The sequence below is a fragment of the Mucilaginibacter endophyticus genome (assembly GCF_003351025.1).
Lineage (GTDB): Bacteria > Bacteroidota > Bacteroidia > Sphingobacteriales > Sphingobacteriaceae > Mucilaginibacter > Mucilaginibacter endophyticus.
The window spans coordinates 1162873-1183962 of the sequence record NZ_QPCG01000002.1 but is presented as its reverse complement, the minus strand read 5'-3'; the positions used below and the strand labels follow the sequence as shown (position 1 = coordinate 1183962).

The window sequence follows — 21090 nt, the reverse complement described above, 5'->3', positions numbered from 1 at the left end:
CCCCTAACCCCCTAAAGGGGGAATAACGGCTGTTAATTAAAAAGCCTTTAGCAGATAATTGCTAAAGGCTTTCCTGTTTTATAACTGCCCCTTTAGGGGGCCGGGGGGCGACGCTTACCTCCAAAATCCCCTTACCCAAACATAGCCGCGATTGGTTGGTTGCCAATGGCCTTGTACGTAAACATGGTTATATCTTGGGCGTGCGTAGAAGCCCTGGCGGTAAACGTAGCGATTGCCACGCCAAACCCATTCGCCGGGAACCCAAACCGCGTTAGGGTAGGGAGCTACCGGACGAACATAAACCGGTTCGGCCGGACGCTCGGTAACATAAGCTTGGCTTGAGCATGACGCAAATAATGAGCCTGTTAAGGCAAGTACTATTCCTAACTTAGCAATGGTTTTCATTTTTAGATGTTTTTAGTTATTTGGTATAATAACTATTGACAATATCCAACATCGAAAGTTTAAACGGGTTTATGCACTGAATTTATCGGCCACAACCAAATCTTTACTGCCTGAAGTATATTTATAAAATCCACTGCCGGTTTTGGCTCCTAAGTGCCCTGCTGTCACCATATTTACCAATAGCGGACAAGGAGCATATTTAGGATTGCCAAAACCATCATGCAATACTTTTAAAATGGCAAGGCAAACATCCAGCCCAATAAAATCGGCCAGTTGCAGCGGCCCCATCGGGTGGGCCATGCCAAGTTTCATTACCGTATCAATTTCCTGTACGCCAGCCACACCTTCGTATAAGGTATAAATGGCCTCATTTATCATCGGCATTAAAATGCGGTTGGCTACAAAACCAGGGTAGTCGTTTACCTCAACCGGATCTTTACCCAAAGTGCGCGAAAGTTCCATAACGGTTTCTGTAACGGCATCAGTAGTGGCATAGCCCCTGATCACCTCAACAAGCTTCATTACCGGTACCGGGTTCATGAAATGCATGCCGATTACATTGCCTGGTTGTTTGGTAACCGAGGCAATTCTTGTGATGGAAATAGAAGAGGTATTGGATGCAAGGATAACCTTATCGCTGCAAATTTCGCTGAGTTGTTTAAACAGTTTAAGCTTTATTTCCTGGTTTTCGGTAGCAGCTTCAATTACAAGGTCGGTATTTTGAGCGCCTTCGGCCAAATCGGTAAACACGCGGATGCGGCTTAGTGTGTCGCTTTTCACATCTTCGGTGATAGTTCCTTTTTTTACCTGCCTGTCCAAATTATTGCCGATGGTTTGCAGGGCTTTACTCAGGGCATCATCGCTGATATCAACCAATGACACTTCAAAGCCATGCTGCGCGAAAGTGTGGGCAATACCGTTGCCCATGGTGCCGGAGCCAATTACAGTAATGTTTTTCATAGTATGAATTTACGAAACCGGCAAATATCGGTTTATAAACAGCCGGTGTTACAAGGTAATAAACTTACCGGCCTCTTTAACAGTTTTTTTGTTGATAGTGTCTAATTCAGGAATCTGCCCAAGATCAGCCACTTCCGAATAATCAAGGATATAGCTTTTGGAATAAATGTCCTTATCGCCGTTAAAAACTACGCCCATCACCGGGATGCCATATTTTTTTAGCGCATGTAATGAAAGCAGGGTATGGTTAATGCTGCCTAAATAATGTTTGCTTACCAATATTACGCGTGCGTTAAGCTGTTTTATAAGATCGATGATCAGAAAGTTATCATTCAGTGGCACCATGAGGCCACCTGCTCCCTCTATGATCAACTGGTTATCTGTTTTTGGCAGAACGATGTTTTCCAGCTCTATAGTCACTTTATCAAGAGCTGCAGATTTGTGAGGCGAAAAGGGCTGTGTAAGCGCGTAGGCCTCGGGGAAAAACTGAGTAACTGGATTTGAGATGAGGCTTTTAACCTTCAATGTATCGCTTTTATCAAGGTCGCCGGATTGTATGGGCTTCCAGTAATCAGCGTTTAACTTTTCGGTTAAAATAGCCGAAACCAGGGTTTTACCTATCCCGGTATCAATACCGGAGATAAATATAGGTTGCTTATCAGGCATGCAATAGTATAAATTTGTTAAGAGTTACAGCCAGCAAAGTTAAATCATTTTCCGTATTAAAACTATGCAGGCAAATCCTGATCCTTTCGGTGCCTTGCGCAACTGTAGGGCTTAGGATGGGTCTGACATCAAGGTTACTCATTTGCAATTGCATAGCCGCTTTCCGGGCCATTTCATTGCTTTTGAGTATGATACATTGAATAGGGCTGTCACTATTTAGCAAAGTAAAATTTTCGCCTGTGTTTATATCCTGTTTAAATAGCCGGATGTTTCGCTTCACGTTGGCGATGGCTTCGCCGGAGTTTTCCAATAGCCGATAAGCCATTTTTATGGCAGCAAGTTGGTGGAAAGGTGCTGCCGTGGTGTAAATAAAAGAGCGTGCAAAGTTTACCAGGTAACTGCGTAAATTATCACTGCCGAGTACTATGGCTCCGTGTCCACCCAGCGCTTTACCAAAAGTTATCACACGGGCAAAAATCCTTTCATGCAGACCGAGTTCGCAAACCAACCCTTTGGGATATAAGCCTACCGCATGGGCTTCATCAACAATAAGAGCGGCATTGTATTTTTCTGTCAGGGCGAGAATCTCAAAAAGGGGAGGAGTATCACCATCCATGGAGTATACACTTTCAATAACTACGTAACAGTTGCCCTTGGCTATTTTTAGCTTAGTTTCTAAACTTTCCAGATCATTGTGTCGGAAACTGTAGCGATTGGCATAGCTCAGCCTCGCTCCATCAATAATAGAGGCATGCACCAATTCATCTAAAATAATAGTATCGCCGCGTTGAGCAAGGGATGAAAGCAGACCGAGATTAGCATCATAACCCGAATTAAGAAGTAATCCGGCTTCACTTTGGTGATATGCGGCAATCTGCTTCTCCAGATCTTCAGCATATTTTATATTCCCCGATAATAACCTTGATCCGGCGGCGCCGTTGAGGCTAAGCGGATGGCTGTTTACCTCATGGGCAATGGTTTGCTTTAAAACAGCCGAATGGGCAAAACCGAGATAGTCATTTGAACAGAAATCAACCAGCCCGTTTTCGGGTTTCAGTTCGCGGTAAGTACCGGATTGCTGCCGCTCCTGCAGTTTACGTTTTAAGAAATCTTCGGCTGGGTTCAATGTGCTTTGTTTTGTGCAAAAATAAAAAAAGCGACCATTGGTCGCTTTTTTCTATGTGATAATGTTTACTGGCCACCCTGGCGCATGCGGTCCATTCTTTCCTTCATTGCTTTGTCGTAGGCCGCAGCTTGATCGGCTGTTAAAATAGCTTTGATCTTGGTGTTAGTTGCTTCCATCATTGGGCGCATTGCAGAGCGCATCGCATCCCTGTCGCCATTGGCAGCAGTACGTACGCTGTCCATTTTGGTAGCCTGCTCTTTGTAAACTGCAGTGATCTTGGTTGTTTGATCATCTGTTAATTTAAGCTGAGTTTGTAAATCTTTAGCTCTTTCTTCTGGGCTTTTCCTCATGCCGCCTTGCGCATGGCTGGCTGCAGAAATTCCTAAAAGGAAGCAGCACATTAACAATAATTTTTTCATAGCTTTTTTATTTTATTTACGTTTTAACAGTATGATAAAGATATATCGTAATGGTTTAAAAAAGCTGATGTAACTTAATTGTTGCCTTGCTGTAAATTAGATATAGAACGTTGCATCTGGGCCATCATGCTGGTAAGGCTTTCCATAGTAGGCGCAGGTGATGGCTCCGGTAACTGCGTTGAAATATAACCTTTAGCTTTCCATAGTTCCAGTACATCTTCGCCCGATATTTCATATGGTTCGTAAACCGGGTTGTCAGAAATAAGCTTTAACTTTTTGTTCTCTTTAAATTTATTGCCAATGCGCTTATAAACCACGCCATCATTTTTAGAGATCACCACGTAGGTTTCGCCGCTTTTTACATCGCCCCAGTTTTCTACGTATTCACCTATTATAATAGTACCTGATACAAGTGGCAGCATAGAGTCACCTTTGATTTCAAAAGCGCGGTAGGTGCCCTGTTTAAACATGGGCAGATAAAACTTGGGGAGCTGGGCTACGTATTCAGGATCGGCATAACCATTAAGGTAGCCGGCGCTGGCTTTTACGGGCACCATTTCTATATTTTCATTTTCATCCTTATCAACAGAAATACTCAGGATCCGCAGGTTGGCAGGGTTGCCTTTGGGCTTTGGCTGCCATTTTTCGTTGATGGTTTCGTTGATGAAGTCATCAATAGTAACATCAAAATAGGTTGCTAATGTTTTTAGTAAGTCATATTTGGGGTCGGCCCGGTCTTCTTCGTATGCGCCTACTAATGAACGTTTTATACCTAATTCATCCGCAAATTGCTGTTGTGTTAGCCCTTTCTTTTTGCGGAGAAACTTAATATTTTGTGAAATTATTGACATAAAATTTGGATTTGCTAAATTTATTAGTAATTTTATGCTCATAAAGTTAGTAATAATTATCCGTTCACCAAATTTTTTATCATAAAATGAAACGTTTTGTTTATATCATCACCGACAGGAACCGTAAAAATTTACACGTTGGTTTATGTTCAGACCTGATGAAAACCATCCAGTTTTACAGCGAAATGCCAACTTTGTTTTTCGACAACGCGCAGCAGCTTAACCGTTTGGTTTACTTTGAGGAGATCAATACCGAAGAGCAGGCTATGGAACGTTTTAAAGTAGTGAGCACTTATACACGCCCACAAAAAGAAAAAATGATCAGATCTGTTAACGCCGATTGGATAGACCTGACCATTGGATTAAAATATGAGCAAGGTTTACGCGTAAGGCCTCAATTGCGCCCATCGCTGAATGCCAACCGCAGGGTTATGGCTTTTTAATAAATTTTAAAGCTCCTGAGTTCATGCAATACCTTTTGCCGCCGCGGTCGGCAGGGCCATCATCAAACACATGGCCAAGGTGTAAGCCTGTACTTTTTTCGATAACCTCGTCGCGGCTCATGCCGTAATTGTTATCGGTAACTATTGCTACTTTTTTCGGGTCGACAGGTTTAACAAAACTTGGCCAGCCCGTACCGCTGTCAAATTTATCATCCGAGGTGAATAGGGTGTCGCCGGTTGCGGCACTTACATAAATGCCTTTTTCGTGGTTGTTCCAATATTCGTTCTGATAAGGCGGTTCGGTACCGCTTTCAACCATAATATGATATTGATTGGATGTAAGTGTCTTTTTCCATTCGGCAGCAGGTTTGCTTAACTTATGTTTGGTATCCTGCCCGTTTGTATTTTGACATCCCAACGCCGTCAGGACGCTTAAGGCAATCACTGCTAAAATGAATATTTTCATAACTTATTGTATTTGATTATTGACGCTCCTTATTATGAGCGGGAAACCTTTATATACTATAACTCAAATACGTAATTATAGTATCGGGAGATTGTCATCTGAGGGTTTGTTTATATGATCTTCTTTTTAGGTACCAATACTTTGCTCACCAGGTGTATAATGCCGTTGTTTTGTTTGATATCAAACTGGCTGATCACGCTTTTGCCGCCATTACCATCAACCAAAACTATATTGTTATTACTATCTATTTTAGCGAACAATTTGCCGCCCGAAAGGGTAGTAAATGTAGCCATGCCTTTTCCCTTGCTAATCTTTTTTTGAATATCTTTTGCTTTTACCTGTCCTGCTATAGCGTGGTAGGTAACAAGATCGGTAAGCTCCCAGATATGCGCCGGTTTGGCAAGCGAATCAAATCTGCCGGTAGGCATATCGGTGTATCCCTCATCAACAGGTACAAACATGGTGATTGGTCCCCGGCTGGTATAGGTACGGGTTAAATGAGTTTTTAATATGAAGAGGTAAAACGTGTGGATGTAAGGTACTATTGATATATTTTTTACAATATCATTATTAGGGAGCATGGTTCCCCCTGTTGGGGCGGTACTGCTTTTATTTACGGTTTGGGCCAGCATTATCGCAGGACAAAATACGGTAAATGTAAATAACAGTAACTTTTTCATAGTGTGTAGGTTATAAGCTAAACATACAAAATATAAATAGGTTTTGAAATACGCAGCTGGGTTGCAGATTATAGCTAACTTTGTTTACCTATGGAGATCTTTCCTACGCAATACTCAACCTTATCGTCAAAAGCGCTCAATGTAAAACTTCAGGAAAGTTATGGTTTAAGCGATACTACCTGCAGACTGTTGATCCGTAATGTGAGCGATACTTACGTTATAGAGAACACTACAGAAAAACACATTTTCAAAATTTATCGTGATGCGCACCGTAAACTGGAAGAGATCAGGGGAGAGGTTGAATTGTTGACCATCCTGTTTCAAAAAGGAGCAAAAGTATCCCGACCAATTCCTGATAAAAACGGCGATATCATACAAGCCTTTAATGCAGCTGAAGGTACACGCTACGGCGTTTTATTTTCTTGGGCGCAAGGCAGCGTTGTTTATGCCATGAGCGATGCTCAGCTAGAAACCGTAGGCCGGGAGATGGCAGTTATACATCATATTACTTCATCAATTGAGCTCAGTTATGATCGCCGGCAGTACTCAATAGAAACCGTTTTCATTAATCCACTTAAAATACTTGAACCTGCATTGGCAGGACTGGAAGAGGATTATGCCTATCTAAAGCAAACTGCCACGGAAGTAATTGAACAGTATAAGCAATTTGACCGGAGTTTTAGTTATGGCTATTGTCACTTTGATTTTATGCCTAAAAATTTTCATTTCACAGGCGATAATGAGATAACCTTTTTTGACTTTGATTTTGTAGGAAAAGGGCTATTGGCCTATGATATCACTTCCTTTTTTATTCACTACTTTTTAGAGTTTACCTACGGCAAAATCACTGAGCAAGAGGCGCGCCGTGCCTTCCGGATCTTTGTTGATAGCTATTGTAAAGTGCGTCCATTATCAAATGAAGAAATAGCCGCTATTCCATACCTGGGGTTCGGCTTTTGGTTGTTTTATTTCGGCTTTCAGTGCGAGAACTTTGATGATTGGTCAAATTTATTCTGGGGGCCTAAGTTTATGAAAGATCGCATTGTGCTGATTAAGAAATGGATGGATACGGCACATGTATTACTACCGGAGTTTTAATAGGTATAAAATAAATTTTATTCATTGCCGTTGACTTCAGTCAACGGTTAAAGGATAAATGAAGAGGCTTTAGCCAAAAATTGAGCTATGTTTTGGCTAAAGCCCTTTGCAAGTTGTAGCTAATCCGTTGACTAAAGTCAACGGCAATGAAATCTATTGAATATCAAATATTCCAATGTTTTTTTGAGCTTCTTGGATTAAGGAGGCCAACAAAAAAAGCGGCCTATCAGCCGCTTTTTTTGTTTCAAAACATGAAGATTATTACCAGCCCGGCGTAAAGCCTAAGCCAAACAGTGGTTTTTTTACATCGCTACGGTTAAACGGAACAGCAAGGTAAGGTTCCAAAATAAATGCGCCGAAAACGTTGATACGTAATGAGATTCCCGCACTTAATGCAGGAACTCGGCCGTACAGGTTTTGAGTAGTTACAGTGCCATTGCTATCAGTAAACTCCTGCTGACCAATTACCGGGGGATCTTTCTGGAAGTATATGTGATCACCCGCATTCCAGGCTAAACCTGCGTCAAAAAACAAGTTAAGATCGGTAAACAGGAATTTTGATTTTATGGCGGCCAATTTTTCAGGGCCGGTAAACGGTAAACGCACCTCGAAGTTAAACACAGCTAAGCGGCTGCCCGATAATTGATCAATAGTGAAGCCATTGGTTGTGGCTTTGCCATTATTATAAAATGTTTGCCCCTCATAGCCCCTGATATAAAAAGGATAACCTACAAATAATGGATAAAGCCCTTTATCATCACCAAAACGGCCGGTAGCAAAGAAGCGGGCGGCAAAGGTTACCGGGGCAGTCCGTACATATTTCCTTACATCAATTGTTGGCGAAAAGAAACGGTAAGTACCAAAGTTATAACCAGCTTCCAGCCTGTACCTGAAACCGTTTAACGGTGCAGTAACACCAAAAAACGAGTTATCACCAATTAACGCGGTTGAAAGGGTTAAAATGGAATAGGCCTTTAAATTATAGAAATAGGTTGAACCATAGTTTTGGTTAAGGGTTGCTGATTCCTCATCGTTAGGGATCTTTTTCCTGTCGGATGAAATGTAATTACCCACACCTACCTGTTGTTTGCCATTCACTACCGTAGTATCAAGCAGGTAGGAATCGCTATAACGGTCAACACGATAATAGTTGTGTGATGCCGCTCCGCTTACTTCAAAGCGCGTTGTTCTTGAGATAGGGTAAGAGGTAAATACCCTGCCCGCGTCCTCAAAGTTGCGGATAATGTCAATGTTGTCTGAGTATACGGTTTGATTCTTGCCGTTTACATTTCTTGTTGGGTAAGTGGTTGTATTGAAGCCAAACTGGTATGGGATATGTGAAACACCAACGCCCAGGTTCCAGCGGCCGGTTTGGTTTACATAGGTCACAGCAGCGCCCGAATCATAGATCTGCCCGTTTACTGATGCGGCTGCAAAGATCTGGTTACGACCTAAAATATCACTGAATACGCCCTGGATACCACTTGAAAGACTTGTACCGTAGAAGTTACTCACACCCACACCGATACCACTGCCGGCCAGGTAATCCAGCTTGAATTTTGAACGGAATGGGATAGCCTTAACCGAATCGGTTGGGATTTTACGATAAGCAAGGAAATTATTCAGGTTGGAGTTGATCAGATCGACACCTACAGAACGATTTGGGGGCAATGTGCCCGCTGCAAAATTAACATCGCCCGGTTGCACTACAACAGGTGTAAAGTCTGACGCCTTGGCATTATAAATAGAATATTTTTGCGCACGGTAGTATGAATAAACCACGTCATCGTGATTAGAAATACTCAATGCCGGAGAATACTCGGTAATACCCGAAATACCTGTGAACAAATTTGTCATTTGCTCTATCTTGCCACCTTCAATAGTATACCGGTACAGGTTGCGAAAACCATCACGGTTGGATAAGAAATAGATCTGGCACCCATCAGCTGAATATTGTGGGTTCAGATTGTTTGATCCATTAAAAATCTTGATATCGGTTACTTTTCCTGTTTCCAGGTCAAGTTCGGCAAGATTGAAAGGGATGTCCTGTTCAAGGCTTTGATCGTAGGTGGTTCTGTCGCTCGAGAAGATGATCTTTTTACCATCAGGCGAATAGCTTGGCTGATAATCTGAATATTTATCGTTGGTAAGCTGTGTGATTTTTTTTGTATCGAAGTTATAAGAATACAAATCGCTCTGACCTTCAACCAGGCCCTGGAAAACAATATCCTTACCATTTGGCGACCATGACAGGTTACTGAACTGCTCAACCTGTTCCATAGAGAAATCGTCAATCACATTGCCGCTTTTAAGATCGACAACATCAAGTTTATTACGCCCCTTGCTAAATACGCTAAAGGCAAACTTGCTTCCATCCGGCGACCATGCGCCTGCCGACTCGATGAAGTTAAACTCATCAATATGGGTATTGGACACTTTGCTGGTGAGCTTTCTCAAGATTCGCCCTGTTTTGGCGTCGGCCAGGTAAAGGTCAATACTAAATAGGCTCTTGGCCGAGAGGAAGGCCACATATTTACCATCGGGGCTTACAGAAGGCGCAACCACGAGGTCGCCGCCGTTTTTACTGTCAATTAGTTTTATGCCCTTGGGAGTTTGGGTGGTGTCCTTTAAAAACGGCTTATATGTGGCCTCAATAGAGTTTTTCCAAAGGCGGGAGAGCGTACGGTCGTCATAACCGAATGTCCGCCTGATACCATATTCCAAACCAAATTTGGCCGCGTTTTTAAAGAAGGGCACTATAACCGTATCGCCATAAGTTGAACCTATGAACGACCAGAATGCCTCGCCATAACGATATGGGAAATATTTACTGCTCTCGGTAAGGTCACGTACCGAAGGGATATCGTGGTTCAGGTAAGCATCCCGCATCCACATGGCTGTATATGTATCTTTCTTTCCTAATGATAGGTACTCGGCCATCCCCTCAATCATCCACAACGGAATGTTGTTTATGTTTTCATACTCAGATGAATCATGCCCCATCAGTAAACGGTACTGAAAAGCATGCACCAACTCGTGTCCAATTACGTGCCTTGTGGTTTGGTTGGTTTCCATTACGGGCATTACTACACGGTTTTTAAGGCCTTCGGTAACACCGCCTGTACCTACACCAATCTCGCCATCGATAGCGGTAGTTTGCTGGAAATCGGGGTGGTTGGCGTAAAGTATGATGGGGTTGGCATGTTTAAAGGTATCTCTGAAAACCTGCTGGTGCAGCGTATACCATAACTCACTTTCCTGGGCAAAACGCTTAACCATGCTATCGTTTTTCAGATAGTAGTAAATCTCAAAGTGAGGGGTTTTGTAAACGTTAAACTTGAGGTTTTTATATCTTACTTTGTTTTGGCCAAAGTATTGGGCCTGAGCGTTGGTGCCAATCAACAGCGAGCCAACTATACAAAATAATACAATGGTGTGCTTTTTAACTCTATTGAAAAGTGAGTAAACTTTATTCATATATTATTTAATAAATAGATATGGCTAATTTAACAAAATAAGGTTGCTCTTAATTAAAAAACAACCTTATTCATTTTCTTTTCATCAACAGAAAGTAAGCGCCGATAATCTTTTATTTATTCCCCGGCGGTGTGTTTTCCGGGTTTTCCGGATTGCTTTCTTGCACAGGTGTTACGCCGGTTGTATCAATAGGGTTGCTTAAGCTATCTGTTGAAGTAGTGTCTTCTTCAATGTGTGGCGATGGGCAATTATAGGTTTTGGTGATCTTGCTCCACGGTTTAGGGAATGGCCCGTAAGTATACCCCAGCGATTTATCAGCATAAACCCTTTCCATAAAGCTACCGAAGATAGGGAGGGCGGTGTGTGAGCCTTCGCCTGTTTCGGATGTGGTAAAGTGTACTGAGCGGTCATCGGCACCAACCCAAACACCGGTTACGAGGTCTTTGGTAATACCCATGTACCAACCGTCAACATAGTCGGATGATGTGCCGGTTTTACCACCAATCTGGTTGTCTTTTTTCCAAAGGCCATTGTATTCCCAAAGTGCTTGCGATGTACCACCAGGTTCTTCCATACCTCCGCGGAACATGTAAAGCATGAGCCATGCGGTTTCTTCGCTTAATACTTTCTCGGTTTTAAGCTTAAACTCCTGTATCACATTGCCCTGCTGATCGGTGATTTTGGTTACCAGCAGCGGGTCAAGTTTTTCGCCTTTATTCAGGAAAGTACTGTATGCCCTCACCATTTCATAAACCGAAACGTCGTTTGATCCTAAGGATACTGATGGAACCGATTTGAGCGGACTTTCGATACCGCAACGGTGAGCGTATTCAACAATTTTATCCCAGCCTACTTTTTCGGTTAGCTGTGCGGTGATAGAGTTTACAGATTTACCCATAGCCCAGCGTAATGACATTTCACGGTAAGAGAAATGAAAATCGGCATTGTTAGGTTCCCAAACTTTATCCTCGCCGTTGTCCTTGTATTTGATAGATACCGGTTTGTCGGTAAACTTATCGCAAGGGGTGAACCCATTATCAAGAGCCGTTAAATAAGCGAAAGGTTTAAAGGTTGAACCTGCCTGCCTGCGGCTTTGGTTTACGTGGTCGTAATTGAAGAAACGGTGATCGATACCGCCAATCCAAACCTTTATTTTGCCGGTCGATGGTTCCAGTGTCATCATGCCTGTGTTCAGGATCTTGGCATAATATTTTATCGAGTCGATGGTAGAGAAGGTTGTATCCCGTTCACCATGCCAGGTGAACACCTTCATCTTTTTCTTTGTTTTGAAGTAGTCCTGGATCTTTACGGTATCACCGTTGTATTTTTTTTCCAGCAACTTATAAATACCTAAGCGTTGCTCGTTTTTCAGGATGAAATCTTTGATTTCAACGCCTTTTGAATCGCGCCAGGGGTTTTTGTTTCCCCACAGATTGTAGAAGCGTTTTTGCAGCATCTTCATCTTTTCGGCAACGGCTTCTTCGGCATATTGCTGCATTTTTGAGTCGATGGTGGTATAGATCTTCAATCCATCCTCATAAAGGTTGTAGTCGTTATCCTTGCACCATTTATCCAGCCATTTTTCCACTGCGCGGCGCAGGTATGAGTCGCCATGGGAGTCATCTTCAACATAACTCAGATCAAGACCGAGCGGCAATGCTACGTTGGTTTTAAATTGTTCGGCAGTGAGGTATTTGTATTTTTCCATCTGACCCAAAACGGTGTTACGCCTTTCGATAGCACGTTGCGGGTTTTTAATTGGATTGTAGTTTGAGGTAGCCTTAAGCATACCGATAAGTAATGCTGATTCGGCTGGATTTAAAGTACCCGGCTGTTTGTTGAAATATTTTAACGATGCTGTTTTTATACCATACGTATTATTGCCGAACGGTACCGTATTGAAATACAGGGTTAATATTTGCTGCTTGTTGTAAACGTGCTCAATTTTAAAGGCGGTAAGCCATTCCTTGCACTTATAAACAACGGTACGCAATACCGGGATATGCTTAATGATCCCTTGCGATTTCTTTTTACGTGTTTCAAAAAGGTTTTTGGCCAACTGTTGAGTGATGGTACTGGCACCCCTTTTATCGCCTTTGGCAGTTGAAAGTACACTCGTGAAAAAGGAGTAAAAATCTACACCGCCATGACTGTAAAAACGTGCGTCTTCAGTGGCTACAAGGGCATTTACAAGGTTAGGGGAGATCTCTTTAAATTCGATAGGCGAGCGGTTTTCCTTATAATACTGACCAATTAGTTTACCATCGGCCGTATAAACTTCCGATCCTACCGAAAGTACGGGGCTTTTAATGTCCTGCATGTCAGGAGAGTATCCGAAAAGTCCAAAGAAATTAAGTTCTATCGAACAGAAAAAAATGATAATGAAGTATATTAATATGACGAAATATCTTAAAAAGCGATTGCGTATACGTCTGAACATTGGGTAAAGATGAAAAATTATAGCACTACATCATAATGCTGTTTGACAAATATAAACAACGTAAAATAATCAGGTAAATTTTAGGTTAACACTGGTATGATACATATTTATGATGTGCAAAGTACACAATAAATAAATCAAAAGCATTTCGGATCAAAAAAAGAGGATTTTTGCTATTTACCGGTTATGTTTAAACCAGGTTACCAAAACATTATTCAGTTTTTTTATATTTTGTGTAGATACCTGATAATATGAAGAATCTTACCGAACAATTTAAAGTAAAAAGCGATGCGAAATTTTCGCTGAGTGATTATGATCCCGCGTTTAGCGACGGTTATGAAAAAGAAGATGCCCGTGCTGTATTAACGGAACTGATAGGCGAAACCTTCAAATTGCAGAGCCAGCTTTACGCCTCAAATAATTATTCATTGCTTATCATTTTTCAGGCGATGGATGCTGCCGGGAAAGACAGCGCCATAGCACACACCATGTCGGGCTTAAACCCGCAGGGCTGCCAGGTGTACAGCTTTAAACAGCCGAGTTCTGAGGACTACGATCACGACTTTTTATGGCGGCATTATAAAGCCCTGCCCGAAAGAGGACGCATTGGCATCCATAACCGTTCACATTATGAAAATGTGCTGGTAGTTAAAGTGCACCCGGAGCTTATTTTAAAGGAGAATAACCCGGCGATAAAGCAGGTGAAAGATATCGACAAACAGTTTTGGGAGCAACGGTATGAGAGTATCCGTAATTTTGAAAAGCACATCCACCGCAACGGCACCATTGTGATCAAGTTTTTCCTGAATGTGTCCAAACAGGAGCAAAAGAAGCGGTTTTTAAAACGCATAGACAACCCTGCAAAAAACTGGAAATTTCAGGCCAGTGATATCACAGAACGGGAGCATTGGGATGAGTATATGAATGCTTATGAAAAAGCCATCAATGAAACATCAACAGACGATTGCCCCTGGTACGTGATCCCGGCAGATAAAAAGTGGTTTACCCGCATCGCTATTTCAACGATAATACACGATACTTTGAAAGATTTGAAGCTGGAATTTCCGGTTTTGCCTAAGGAGCAAATGGAAAAGCTGCAAGAAGCTAAGCAACTGTTGGAGAAACAGTAGCGACGGTATTTAGACTTACGAAGTTTTTAAAACTTCGTAAGTCTGGAATATTAATAAAAGTTTAAATACCTGAAAACATATTTTGTGCTGGTTCGCCGATAAGTGGCATTGGTTTTCTTTCGCCGTTAATGGCGCCAAGTAAACCGATAATCCAGATGATCAGCAACCCCAGGCGGATGATCCAAAGGATGGATGCGCCAATAAATATCCCTGATGTTACAAAGGCTATGCCTATAAGAAAACCGGCAACCCATGAAATTAGAATTGAAACGAGGTGAAACAGTAAGGTTTGCCTCATTTGGTAGGATGCAAGCGGGGTTTTATTGTTGGTGTATAATGCAAAATAAGCAATGAGCCACCCAATAAGCGTAAAATAACTAATGATGCCGGCGGTCTTACTGTCGTCAGTTGTTGGTTTGTAATTTTCCATGTGTGGTAAAGTTTTTTTGTATACAGCTAACCATTTAACAATGAAATAGTTTTATCCATTTTTAAATGGTTAGCTACAGCAAAACTTTATTCATTTGTACATGCGCACATTTGAAATCTGCACATCCAAAAATTACTCCACCGTTATTTCATCGGCGAAAATATACGACTGGCTGCCTTTGTTTTCGTGCCAGTCGGGCAGCGGGCCATATTGTTTGGCAATCAGTTTAATGTAACGGGCATCGGTGTTTAATGGCGCGGTAAACTCCTGTGTTTGTACGTTGGTGTCCTTGATATCAACTTTGGTATTAATGGTGGTTGCCAGTTTATAGGTTTTACCATCATTTGATGTCCAAAACTGTACATATTTAGGAAACACGATCCACGCGCGACTATCCTGCAAGGCATTAATACTGATCTGTTTTATAGGCTTAATCGCACTCATATCAACAACCGCGACGAAATCCTTACCCTGGTAGCCCTGCCAGTTCCCTAAGCGCCAGTTGGTAGTTCCGTGTTGGCCATCGATTAATGATTCATCGCCTTTAGCCGGGTAGCTGGGCAGGTACTTGTTGACTATGGTTAACTTAATATCGTTACGGAGCTTGATAAAACTTGCCTCGTCAACAAAGCTGCTCTTCCCATCTTTTATGGCGATGGCTTTTACAGTGATATTATCAGTGATATTGATGGGTTGTGCGTAAAGTGTTGATGATGCGGAAGGCGCAGAGCCGTCAAGCGTATAATAGATCTTCGCATCGGCCTCCTGATCTTTGATCTGAATACTGAAAGGCTGCTTGAATGATTTGGCAGGCGCTATAATGTAAGGGTTGGCAACAATCAGGTTATCTGTGATCTTTGAAACAGGTTTTTCCAGGTCCTGGGTAAAGATCTTATTAGCCAGCCTGCCGGTGAACACTTCAAAATCTCCGCCTTTAACAATATCATCGTAATTGATGAAAAGCTTACTGTATACCTTTTTATCAAGGTTCATGCCCTGCAGATAGATATTGCTGCGGGTAATACCGGCACCTGGGTTGATGATGCTGAATTTTTTACCATTTTCCAGATTGATCACCGCCTTATCAAACTGCGGTATGCCAATCTGAAAATCCTGCTGACCGGGAGCAATATTGTAAATCCCCAACGAGCTCATCACGTACCAAGCCGACATCTGTCCGCAGTCTTCATTTCCTGCTAGGCCATCCGGTTTGTTGCTGTATTCTTCGCGCAAAATACGGCTTACGTAAAACTGGGTTTTATCCGGCGAGTCGGTGAAGTTATACAGGTAAGCCATGTGATGACTTGGCTCGTTACCATGCGCATATTGGCCTATCAACCCAGCCACATCCGGGATATCGCTGCCGCTTAATTTTGATTGAGTGCTGAACAGCTCATCAAGTTTGTTTTCAAAAGCCTGTTTACCGCCCATTTTATCAATCAGGGTTTCTACATCATGTGGTACTAAAAATGAGTATTGCCAGGAATTGCCTTCGGTATAATTGCCGTTGATCTCCGTAGGATCAAAGGGCTCCAGCCAGCCTCCGTTTGCGCGGGCCTGCATAAAGGTATTCTGGTTGTTATAAACGTTTTTCCAGTACTGGGCACGTTGAATGTATTGGGTATAGTCGTCGGTTTTATTAAGCATTTTCGCCATCTGCGCAATGCACCAATCATCATAAGCGTACTCTAAGGTTTTTGATACAGATGCATCTTCAACATCTGATTGTACCGCTCCGTTTTTGCGGTAATTATCCAAACCAAACTGGTTGCGGTTTACAGCGGCTTTCATTGCCGTAAAGGCTTTCTCGGCATCAAAATCACGAATGCCTTTAACATACGCATCCACAATAACCGGAATGGAATGGTTCCCGATCATGCAATAAGTCTCGGTAGTAGCCAGCGGCCATATCGGTAATAAACCACCCTGGTCATACATCGCTATAAAGCTTTTGATGAAATCGAGCGTGCGTTTGCGGTCTATCAATGTCAGGAGCGGGTTCTCAGCCCTGAAGGTATCCCACAGGGAGAATACCGTGTAATAATCAAAGCCCTGAGCCGTATGCACCTGCTGATCCATGCCCCGGTATTGCCCGTCAACATCGCTGTATATATTGGGGGCTACCATGCTATGGTATAGAGCTGTGTAAAAAATAGTTTGCTTTATTTTAGCATAATCGGGCTGAACTACCTTTTTTGCAGGCGGGGCATAGCTATAAGGCCCTGTACCGCCTACCGCCTGGGTTTGTGAAGATGGGGCGGGAGCGCCACCTTCAACCTGAATTTTATTGAGTTCATGGTTCCATGCTATTTTGGCATCCTTCTGGATCTTTTTAAAATCGAAGTCAGGCACTTCGGCATCCAGGTTTTTCAAGGCACCTTCGGCGCTTACCGCAGAGATCCCTACTTTGCTAATCACTTCGCCGGGATTATCAAACTGTAAAAACAGCTTGATGTTTTTGCCCTGTACTTTGCTCTGCCCATTTTGAACCTCGTTATTTGACGCGATACCATAGGTTTTAAAAGGCTTTGAAAACTTGGCATAAAAATATACCTGCTGTTTATCGGCCCATGATTTCGACATGCGGAAGCCACGCACCTCATGATCATTTACCACCTCAATCCATGAATCCAGCACTTCGTCACGATGCTGCAGATCGATAATAATGTTGGCCTTATCGGTTGATGGATAAGTATAGCGGTGAACGCCCACACGGGTTGTAGCGGTTAGCTCAACGCCAATGTTGTATTTATCGAGCAGGGTATGATAATAGCCGGGCGTAGCGCTCTCATTCTTTTTACTGAAGTGCGAGCGGTATTCGGTGTTTTTAAATTTAGGATCACCGGTTGTGGGCATAAACAGCACATCGCAATAATCCGGTACGCCTGTGCCGCTTAAGTGCGTGTGCGAAAAACCATAAACCAAACTATCGGTATAATGATAGCCCGAGCAGCCGTCCCAGCCTTCTAACCGGGTATCAGGGCTAAGCTGCACCATGCCAAAGGGCATTACCGGGCCGGGGTAGGTGTGCCCATGTCCGCCGGTGCCTATAAAAGGATCAACCAGCTGGGCATAATCCTTATCCTTTTCTTTTTTCTTTTGGGCTGATGACAGGATTGGGATAGTTAATAAAAAAGCGAGCGGTAAAGCACTGCGAAACAATGGTTTTATATATGACATGTTTACTAAAAAGCTATCGTAGTATTTCCTGCAAATTAAAGTTTTAATGTTGTAATAATAAAAAAATCGCCACCGTTTAAGGGTGGCGATTTACACTTATCTTTTCAGAAAAAAATTCATAGATAATTAATTATCCTTTAATCATCCCCACTTTTTTCAACAGCTTACGGTTTTCACGACGGTGGATTAAACGGTAAACTATGGCGTAAATGATAGGTAATATCAGTAAGGTTAATATGGTTGAAGTTACCAAGCCACCTATTACCACGATAGCCAGCGGTTTTTGGGTTTCAGAACCAATACCTGTAGAAATCGCGGCAGGCATCAAACCAATGGCAGCCATTAAGGCGGTCATTACTACCGGGCGTACACGTGATATTACGCCTTGCATAATAGCTTCATCAAGGTGCATTTTTTCTTCAAGGTTTTTCTTGAATACCGATATCAGGATCACACCATTCTGGATACAGACACCAAATAAGGCGATGAAACCGATACCTGCCGAGATACTGAAGTTAGTACCTGTGATATGCAGTGCTAAAATACCACCTATCAACGCGAACGGCACGTTCAGGATTACCAGTACGGCATCTTTAGCGTTACCGAAGGTGATGAACAGGATCAGGAATATTACCAGTAAACATATAGGTACTACGTGTGCCAAAGTGTTTGAGGCCCTGATCTGGTTTTCAAATTCACCGTTCCATGTGAAGGAGTAACCCTGATCCAATTTTACAGCAGCGCCCACTTTGTCCTGAGCTTCGGCAATTGTACTTCCCAAATCACGGCCACGTACCGAGAATTTTACGGCAATGTAACGCATATTATTATCGCGGTAAATAAATGCCGGGCCGGTTAGCGTGGTGATCTTCGAGATTTCCTTAATGGCAATTTTTGAACCGTTTAAGGTAGGCACCATCAGGTTCTCGATTTTGCTTTGGGTATCCCTGAATTGTTTTTGATAACGGATCCTGATATCAAACTTACGTTCGCCCTCATAAAGTTGTGAGGCCGCTTTACCGCCGATAGCCATCTCAATAACCGAGTTTGCATCAGCAGTTGATACACCGTAAAGGGCCATCTTACGTTGGTCAAGCTCAATGCGAAACTCTGGCTGGCCAAGGTTGCGAAGGATACCAAGGTCTTCAACGCCCTGGATCTTTTTAAGCACGGCCATCACCGAGTCGGCCTTTTGATCGAGCACCTGGAAATCCGGGCCGAATATTTTTACCGCCATTGATGCCGGTACACCTGCAACCGCTTCGGCTACGTTATCAATAATAGGTTGCGAATAATTGAATACAATACCTGGGAACTGGCTCAGCTTTTTGTCCATGTCAGCTATGAGCTCTTCCTGGGTGATGTTACGTTTCCATTCCTTTTTAGGTAAAAGGTCAACCTGGATCTGTACGTTAAAGAAACCTTTAGGGTCGGTACCGTCATTTGTACGGCCAACCTGCGATAGCGTTTGTTTTACCTCAGGGTAGGTTGAGAGGATCTGCCTCATTTTATCAGTTACCTTAACAGAACTTTCTAATGAGGTACTCATTGGCAGCTGCGCCGTTACCCAAAGGGCACCTTCATTAAGCTGCGGCAAAAACTCTGATCCTAAAAACTTAGCCGAGAAGAAGGTAACTGCCATGAAGGCTACCGCAACTATCAGACTTAATTTTTGATTGCGATAAGTATAGCCGAACATACGGCGGATACCATGCTCAAAAAACAATACTACCGGGTTGTGCTTTTCTCTTACATTTTTATTAAGCAGTATGCTTGACAATGCAGGTACCAATGTAAGTGTGAATATTAATGCACCCAGCAAAGCAAAGCCTAAAGTATAAGCCAGAGGAGAGAACATTTTACCTTCAACCTTTTGGAAAGCGAAGATTGGTACCAAACAGGTAAGGATAATAAGTTTAGAAAAGAAGATAGCTTTACCCATCTCTGCGCCAACATTCTTAAACAAGCCGAGCTTGGCAAGCCCGTTGAATTTCTGCATTCCTACTTCCCTGGCCTTGTGATCAAGCGCCACGAAAATCCCCTCGACCATTACCACCGCACCATCTATGATGATACCAAAGTCAACCGCGCCCATGGATAGTAAGTTGGCGCTCATGCCTTTTAATCGCAAACAGATAAAGGCAAACAATAAAGCCAGCGGAATAATGATAGCCACCGTAAGCGTAGTACGCCAATCGGCCATGAATAGTAACACGATAACAGTAACCAGTATAATACCTTCGCAGAGATTATGGATAACGGTTTCGGTACAAAAATCCATCAGGTTGGTACGATCATAAAAGGTAGAGATTTTTACGTCGGCCGGTAACACGCTTTTATTAAGGTCAACAACTTTTTGATTAATCAACTTTAATACTTCGGCAGGGTTTTCACCTTTACGCATTACTACAATACCTTCAATAACGTCGTTGTTTTTATCGCGACCAACCTGGCCTAAACGTGGCAAGCCGCCTTCTTTAATTTCGGCAATGTCACGAGCAAGGATTGGTACGTTGTTTACGTTTTTGATAATGATATTCTGGATCTCATCAATATTATTGATTAGCCCTATACCACGTACAACGTAAGCCTGGTCATTTTTTTCGATGATATCACCACCCACGTTAATATTACTGCGGTTAAGGGCAGTGTAAACATCAAGCGATGTAAGGCCGTATTTTTGTAACAGCGAAGGATTTACACTTACCTCGTAAGTTTTTTCCTCGCCGCCAAAACTGTTCACATCGGCTACACCCGGTATTGATTTAAACTGACGGTCAAGCACCCAATCCTGTATCGCGGTAAGGTCATGTAACGATTTGGTATGGCTTTTTAAGGTATAACGGAAAATTTCGCCAGTTGGGCCGTATGGCGGTTCAACCTCGGGTTTAACACCATCAGGTAAATCGGCGTTGCCCAAGCGGCTCAAAACCTGCTGGCGCGCAAACGCGTCATCAACGTCATCATCAAAAATAATGCGGACATATGACAGACCGAATGATGATGTAGTACGAAGGTTGGCCTTTTTCTGTACCGAGTTTAAAACGGTTTCCATAGGGATGGTAACCATTTTTTCCATCTCTTCGGCGCTACGGCCCGGCCATTGGGCAATAATAATGATCTGCGTATTGGTTACGTCAGGAAAGGTCTCGATAGGGGTGTTGGTATAGCTCCACACACCCAGCACTACCAATACCAGTGTCATAAAGAACACAAAGTAACGGTGCCTAAGCGAGAAGTATATGATATTTTTGATGAACTTGTTCATTGTAGTCTTTGTATTTTAAAAACGTAAATGCCCGGTTTTAAAGCCCGGCAA

16 protein-coding genes are annotated in these 21090 nt (G+C 42.7%); 3 read left to right on the top strand and 13 right to left on the bottom strand.

What is annotated here, in order from left to right; all coding sequences use genetic code 11:
- Nucleotides 1-114: 114 nt before the first annotated feature.
- From DUL71_RS12385 to DUL71_RS12360, 6 genes are all read right to left on the bottom strand, one after another.
- Nucleotides 115-405, bottom strand: coding sequence for a YXWGXW repeat-containing protein (locus DUL71_RS12385; RefSeq protein WP_114938341.1), 291 nt, complete (start codon nucleotides 403-405; stop codon nucleotides 115-117).
- 69 nt (nucleotides 406-474) lie between these two features.
- Entirely contained in the window at nucleotides 475-1365 is an 891-nt protein-coding gene (locus DUL71_RS12380; protein ID WP_114938340.1) for a 3-hydroxybutyryl-CoA dehydrogenase, read from the bottom strand.
- Nucleotides 1366-1413: 48 nt separating this feature from the next.
- Nucleotides 1414-2031: a dethiobiotin synthase gene (gene bioD, locus DUL71_RS12375; protein ID WP_112571952.1), complete on the bottom strand. Its 618-nt coding sequence runs from the start codon at nucleotides 2029-2031 to the stop codon at nucleotides 1414-1416.
- Nucleotides 2024-3157, bottom strand: coding sequence for an aminotransferase class I/II-fold pyridoxal phosphate-dependent enzyme (locus tag DUL71_RS12370; RefSeq protein ID WP_114938339.1), 1134 nt, complete (start codon nucleotides 3155-3157; stop codon nucleotides 2024-2026). Before DUL71_RS12370 ends, bioD begins: the two co-directional genes overlap by 8 nt.
- A gap of 65 nt (nucleotides 3158-3222) precedes the next feature.
- Entirely contained in the window at nucleotides 3223-3576 is a 354-nt protein-coding gene (locus tag DUL71_RS12365) for a hypothetical protein (RefSeq protein ID WP_154402371.1), read from the bottom strand.
- Between the two features lie 74 nt (nucleotides 3577-3650).
- Complete coding sequence (locus DUL71_RS12360) at nucleotides 3651-4427, bottom strand: XRE family transcriptional regulator (protein WP_112571946.1); 777 nt, start codon at nucleotides 4425-4427, stop codon at nucleotides 3651-3653.
- An 86-nt stretch (nucleotides 4428-4513) separates the two neighbouring features.
- Here DUL71_RS12360 and DUL71_RS12355 point away from each other — a divergent pair, with 86 nt between their 5' ends.
- Nucleotides 4514-4870, top strand: coding sequence for a GIY-YIG nuclease family protein (locus tag DUL71_RS12355; RefSeq protein WP_112571944.1), 357 nt, complete (start codon nucleotides 4514-4516; stop codon nucleotides 4868-4870).
- On the opposite strand, the gene msrB is transcribed toward DUL71_RS12355, so the two are convergent.
- Nucleotides 4857-5336: a peptide-methionine (R)-S-oxide reductase MsrB gene (msrB, locus tag DUL71_RS12350; protein WP_114938337.1), complete on the bottom strand. Its 480-nt coding sequence runs from the start codon at nucleotides 5334-5336 to the stop codon at nucleotides 4857-4859. The genes DUL71_RS12355 and msrB overlap by 14 nt on opposite strands.
- A gap of 110 nt (nucleotides 5337-5446) precedes the next feature.
- Nucleotides 5447-6016: a fasciclin domain-containing protein gene (locus DUL71_RS12345; RefSeq protein ID WP_114938336.1), complete on the bottom strand. Its 570-nt coding sequence runs from the start codon at nucleotides 6014-6016 to the stop codon at nucleotides 5447-5449.
- A 90-nt stretch (nucleotides 6017-6106) separates the two neighbouring features.
- Between DUL71_RS12345 and DUL71_RS12340 the strand changes: the two genes are divergently transcribed.
- The gene (locus tag DUL71_RS12340; protein WP_114938335.1) at nucleotides 6107-7114 is read left to right on the top strand and encodes a phosphotransferase enzyme family protein; all 1008 of its coding nucleotides are present in this window, start codon (nucleotides 6107-6109) and stop codon (nucleotides 7112-7114) included.
- Between the two features lie 261 nt (nucleotides 7115-7375).
- On the opposite strand, the gene DUL71_RS12335 is transcribed toward DUL71_RS12340, so the two are convergent.
- Both DUL71_RS12335 and DUL71_RS12330 read right to left on the bottom strand, forming a co-directional pair.
- Entirely contained in the window at nucleotides 7376-10591 is a 3216-nt protein-coding gene (locus DUL71_RS12335) for a DPP IV N-terminal domain-containing protein (RefSeq protein WP_114938334.1), read from the bottom strand.
- A gap of 112 nt (nucleotides 10592-10703) precedes the next feature.
- Nucleotides 10704-13031: a penicillin-binding protein 1A gene (locus tag DUL71_RS12330; protein WP_114938333.1), complete on the bottom strand. Its 2328-nt coding sequence runs from the start codon at nucleotides 13029-13031 to the stop codon at nucleotides 10704-10706.
- A 251-nt stretch (nucleotides 13032-13282) separates the two neighbouring features.
- Here DUL71_RS12330 and DUL71_RS12325 point away from each other — a divergent pair, with 251 nt between their 5' ends.
- On the top strand, nucleotides 13283-14161 hold the full coding sequence (locus tag DUL71_RS12325; RefSeq protein WP_114938332.1) for a polyphosphate kinase 2 family protein: 879 nt from the start codon (nucleotides 13283-13285) through the stop codon (nucleotides 14159-14161).
- A 61-nt stretch (nucleotides 14162-14222) separates the two neighbouring features.
- On the opposite strand, the gene DUL71_RS12320 is transcribed toward DUL71_RS12325, so the two are convergent.
- The 3 genes from DUL71_RS12320 to DUL71_RS12310 all read right to left on the bottom strand — a co-directional run bounded on the left by DUL71_RS12320 (nucleotide 14223) and on the right by DUL71_RS12310 (nucleotide 21039).
- Nucleotides 14223-14591, bottom strand: coding sequence for a magnetosome magnetite crystal formation protein family (locus DUL71_RS12320; protein ID WP_114938331.1), 369 nt, complete (start codon nucleotides 14589-14591; stop codon nucleotides 14223-14225).
- A 132-nt stretch (nucleotides 14592-14723) separates the two neighbouring features.
- On the bottom strand, nucleotides 14724-17771 hold the full coding sequence (locus DUL71_RS12315; protein ID WP_114938330.1) for a GH92 family glycosyl hydrolase: 3048 nt from the start codon (nucleotides 17769-17771) through the stop codon (nucleotides 14724-14726).
- Between the two features lie 130 nt (nucleotides 17772-17901).
- Nucleotides 17902-21039, bottom strand: a complete 3138-nt coding sequence (locus DUL71_RS12310; RefSeq protein ID WP_112571926.1) for an efflux RND transporter permease subunit — start codon at nucleotides 21037-21039, stop codon at nucleotides 17902-17904.
- Nucleotides 21040-21090: the final 51 nt, after the last annotated feature.

Coding starts and splice junctions, on each gene's coding strand:
- DUL71_RS12355 (WP_112571944.1), top strand. CDS start 4,514: ATGAAACGTTTTGTTTATATCATCACCGACAGGAACCGTAAAAATTTA.
- DUL71_RS12345 (WP_114938336.1), bottom strand. CDS start 6,016: ATGAAAAAGTTACTGTTATTTACATTTACCGTATTTTGTCCTGCGATA.
- msrB (WP_114938337.1), bottom strand. CDS start 5,336: ATGAAAATATTCATTTTAGCAGTGATTGCCTTAAGCGTCCTGACGGCG.
- DUL71_RS12385 (WP_114938341.1), bottom strand. CDS start 405: ATGAAAACCATTGCTAAGTTAGGAATAGTACTTGCCTTAACAGGCTCA.
- DUL71_RS12320 (WP_114938331.1), bottom strand. CDS start 14,591: ATGGAAAATTACAAACCAACAACTGACGACAGTAAGACCGCCGGCATC.
- DUL71_RS12315 (WP_114938330.1), bottom strand. CDS start 17,771: ATGTCATATATAAAACCATTGTTTCGCAGTGCTTTACCGCTCGCTTTT.
- DUL71_RS12380 (WP_114938340.1), bottom strand. CDS start 1,365: ATGAAAAACATTACTGTAATTGGCTCCGGCACCATGGGCAACGGTATT.
- DUL71_RS12335 (WP_114938334.1), bottom strand. CDS start 10,591: ATGAATAAAGTTTACTCACTTTTCAATAGAGTTAAAAAGCACACCATT.
- DUL71_RS12330 (WP_114938333.1), bottom strand. CDS start 13,031: ATGTTCAGACGTATACGCAATCGCTTTTTAAGATATTTCGTCATATTA.
- DUL71_RS12340 (WP_114938335.1), top strand. CDS start 6,107: ATGGAGATCTTTCCTACGCAATACTCAACCTTATCGTCAAAAGCGCTC.
- bioD (WP_112571952.1), bottom strand. CDS start 2,031: ATGCCTGATAAGCAACCTATATTTATCTCCGGTATTGATACCGGGATA.
- DUL71_RS12360 (WP_112571946.1), bottom strand. CDS start 4,427: ATGTCAATAATTTCACAAAATATTAAGTTTCTCCGCAAAAAGAAAGGG.
- DUL71_RS12310 (WP_112571926.1), bottom strand. CDS start 21,039: ATGAACAAGTTCATCAAAAATATCATATACTTCTCGCTTAGGCACCGT.
- DUL71_RS12365 (WP_154402371.1), bottom strand. CDS start 3,576: ATGAAAAAATTATTGTTAATGTGCTGCTTCCTTTTAGGAATTTCTGCA.
- DUL71_RS12325 (WP_114938332.1), top strand. CDS start 13,283: ATGAAGAATCTTACCGAACAATTTAAAGTAAAAAGCGATGCGAAATTT.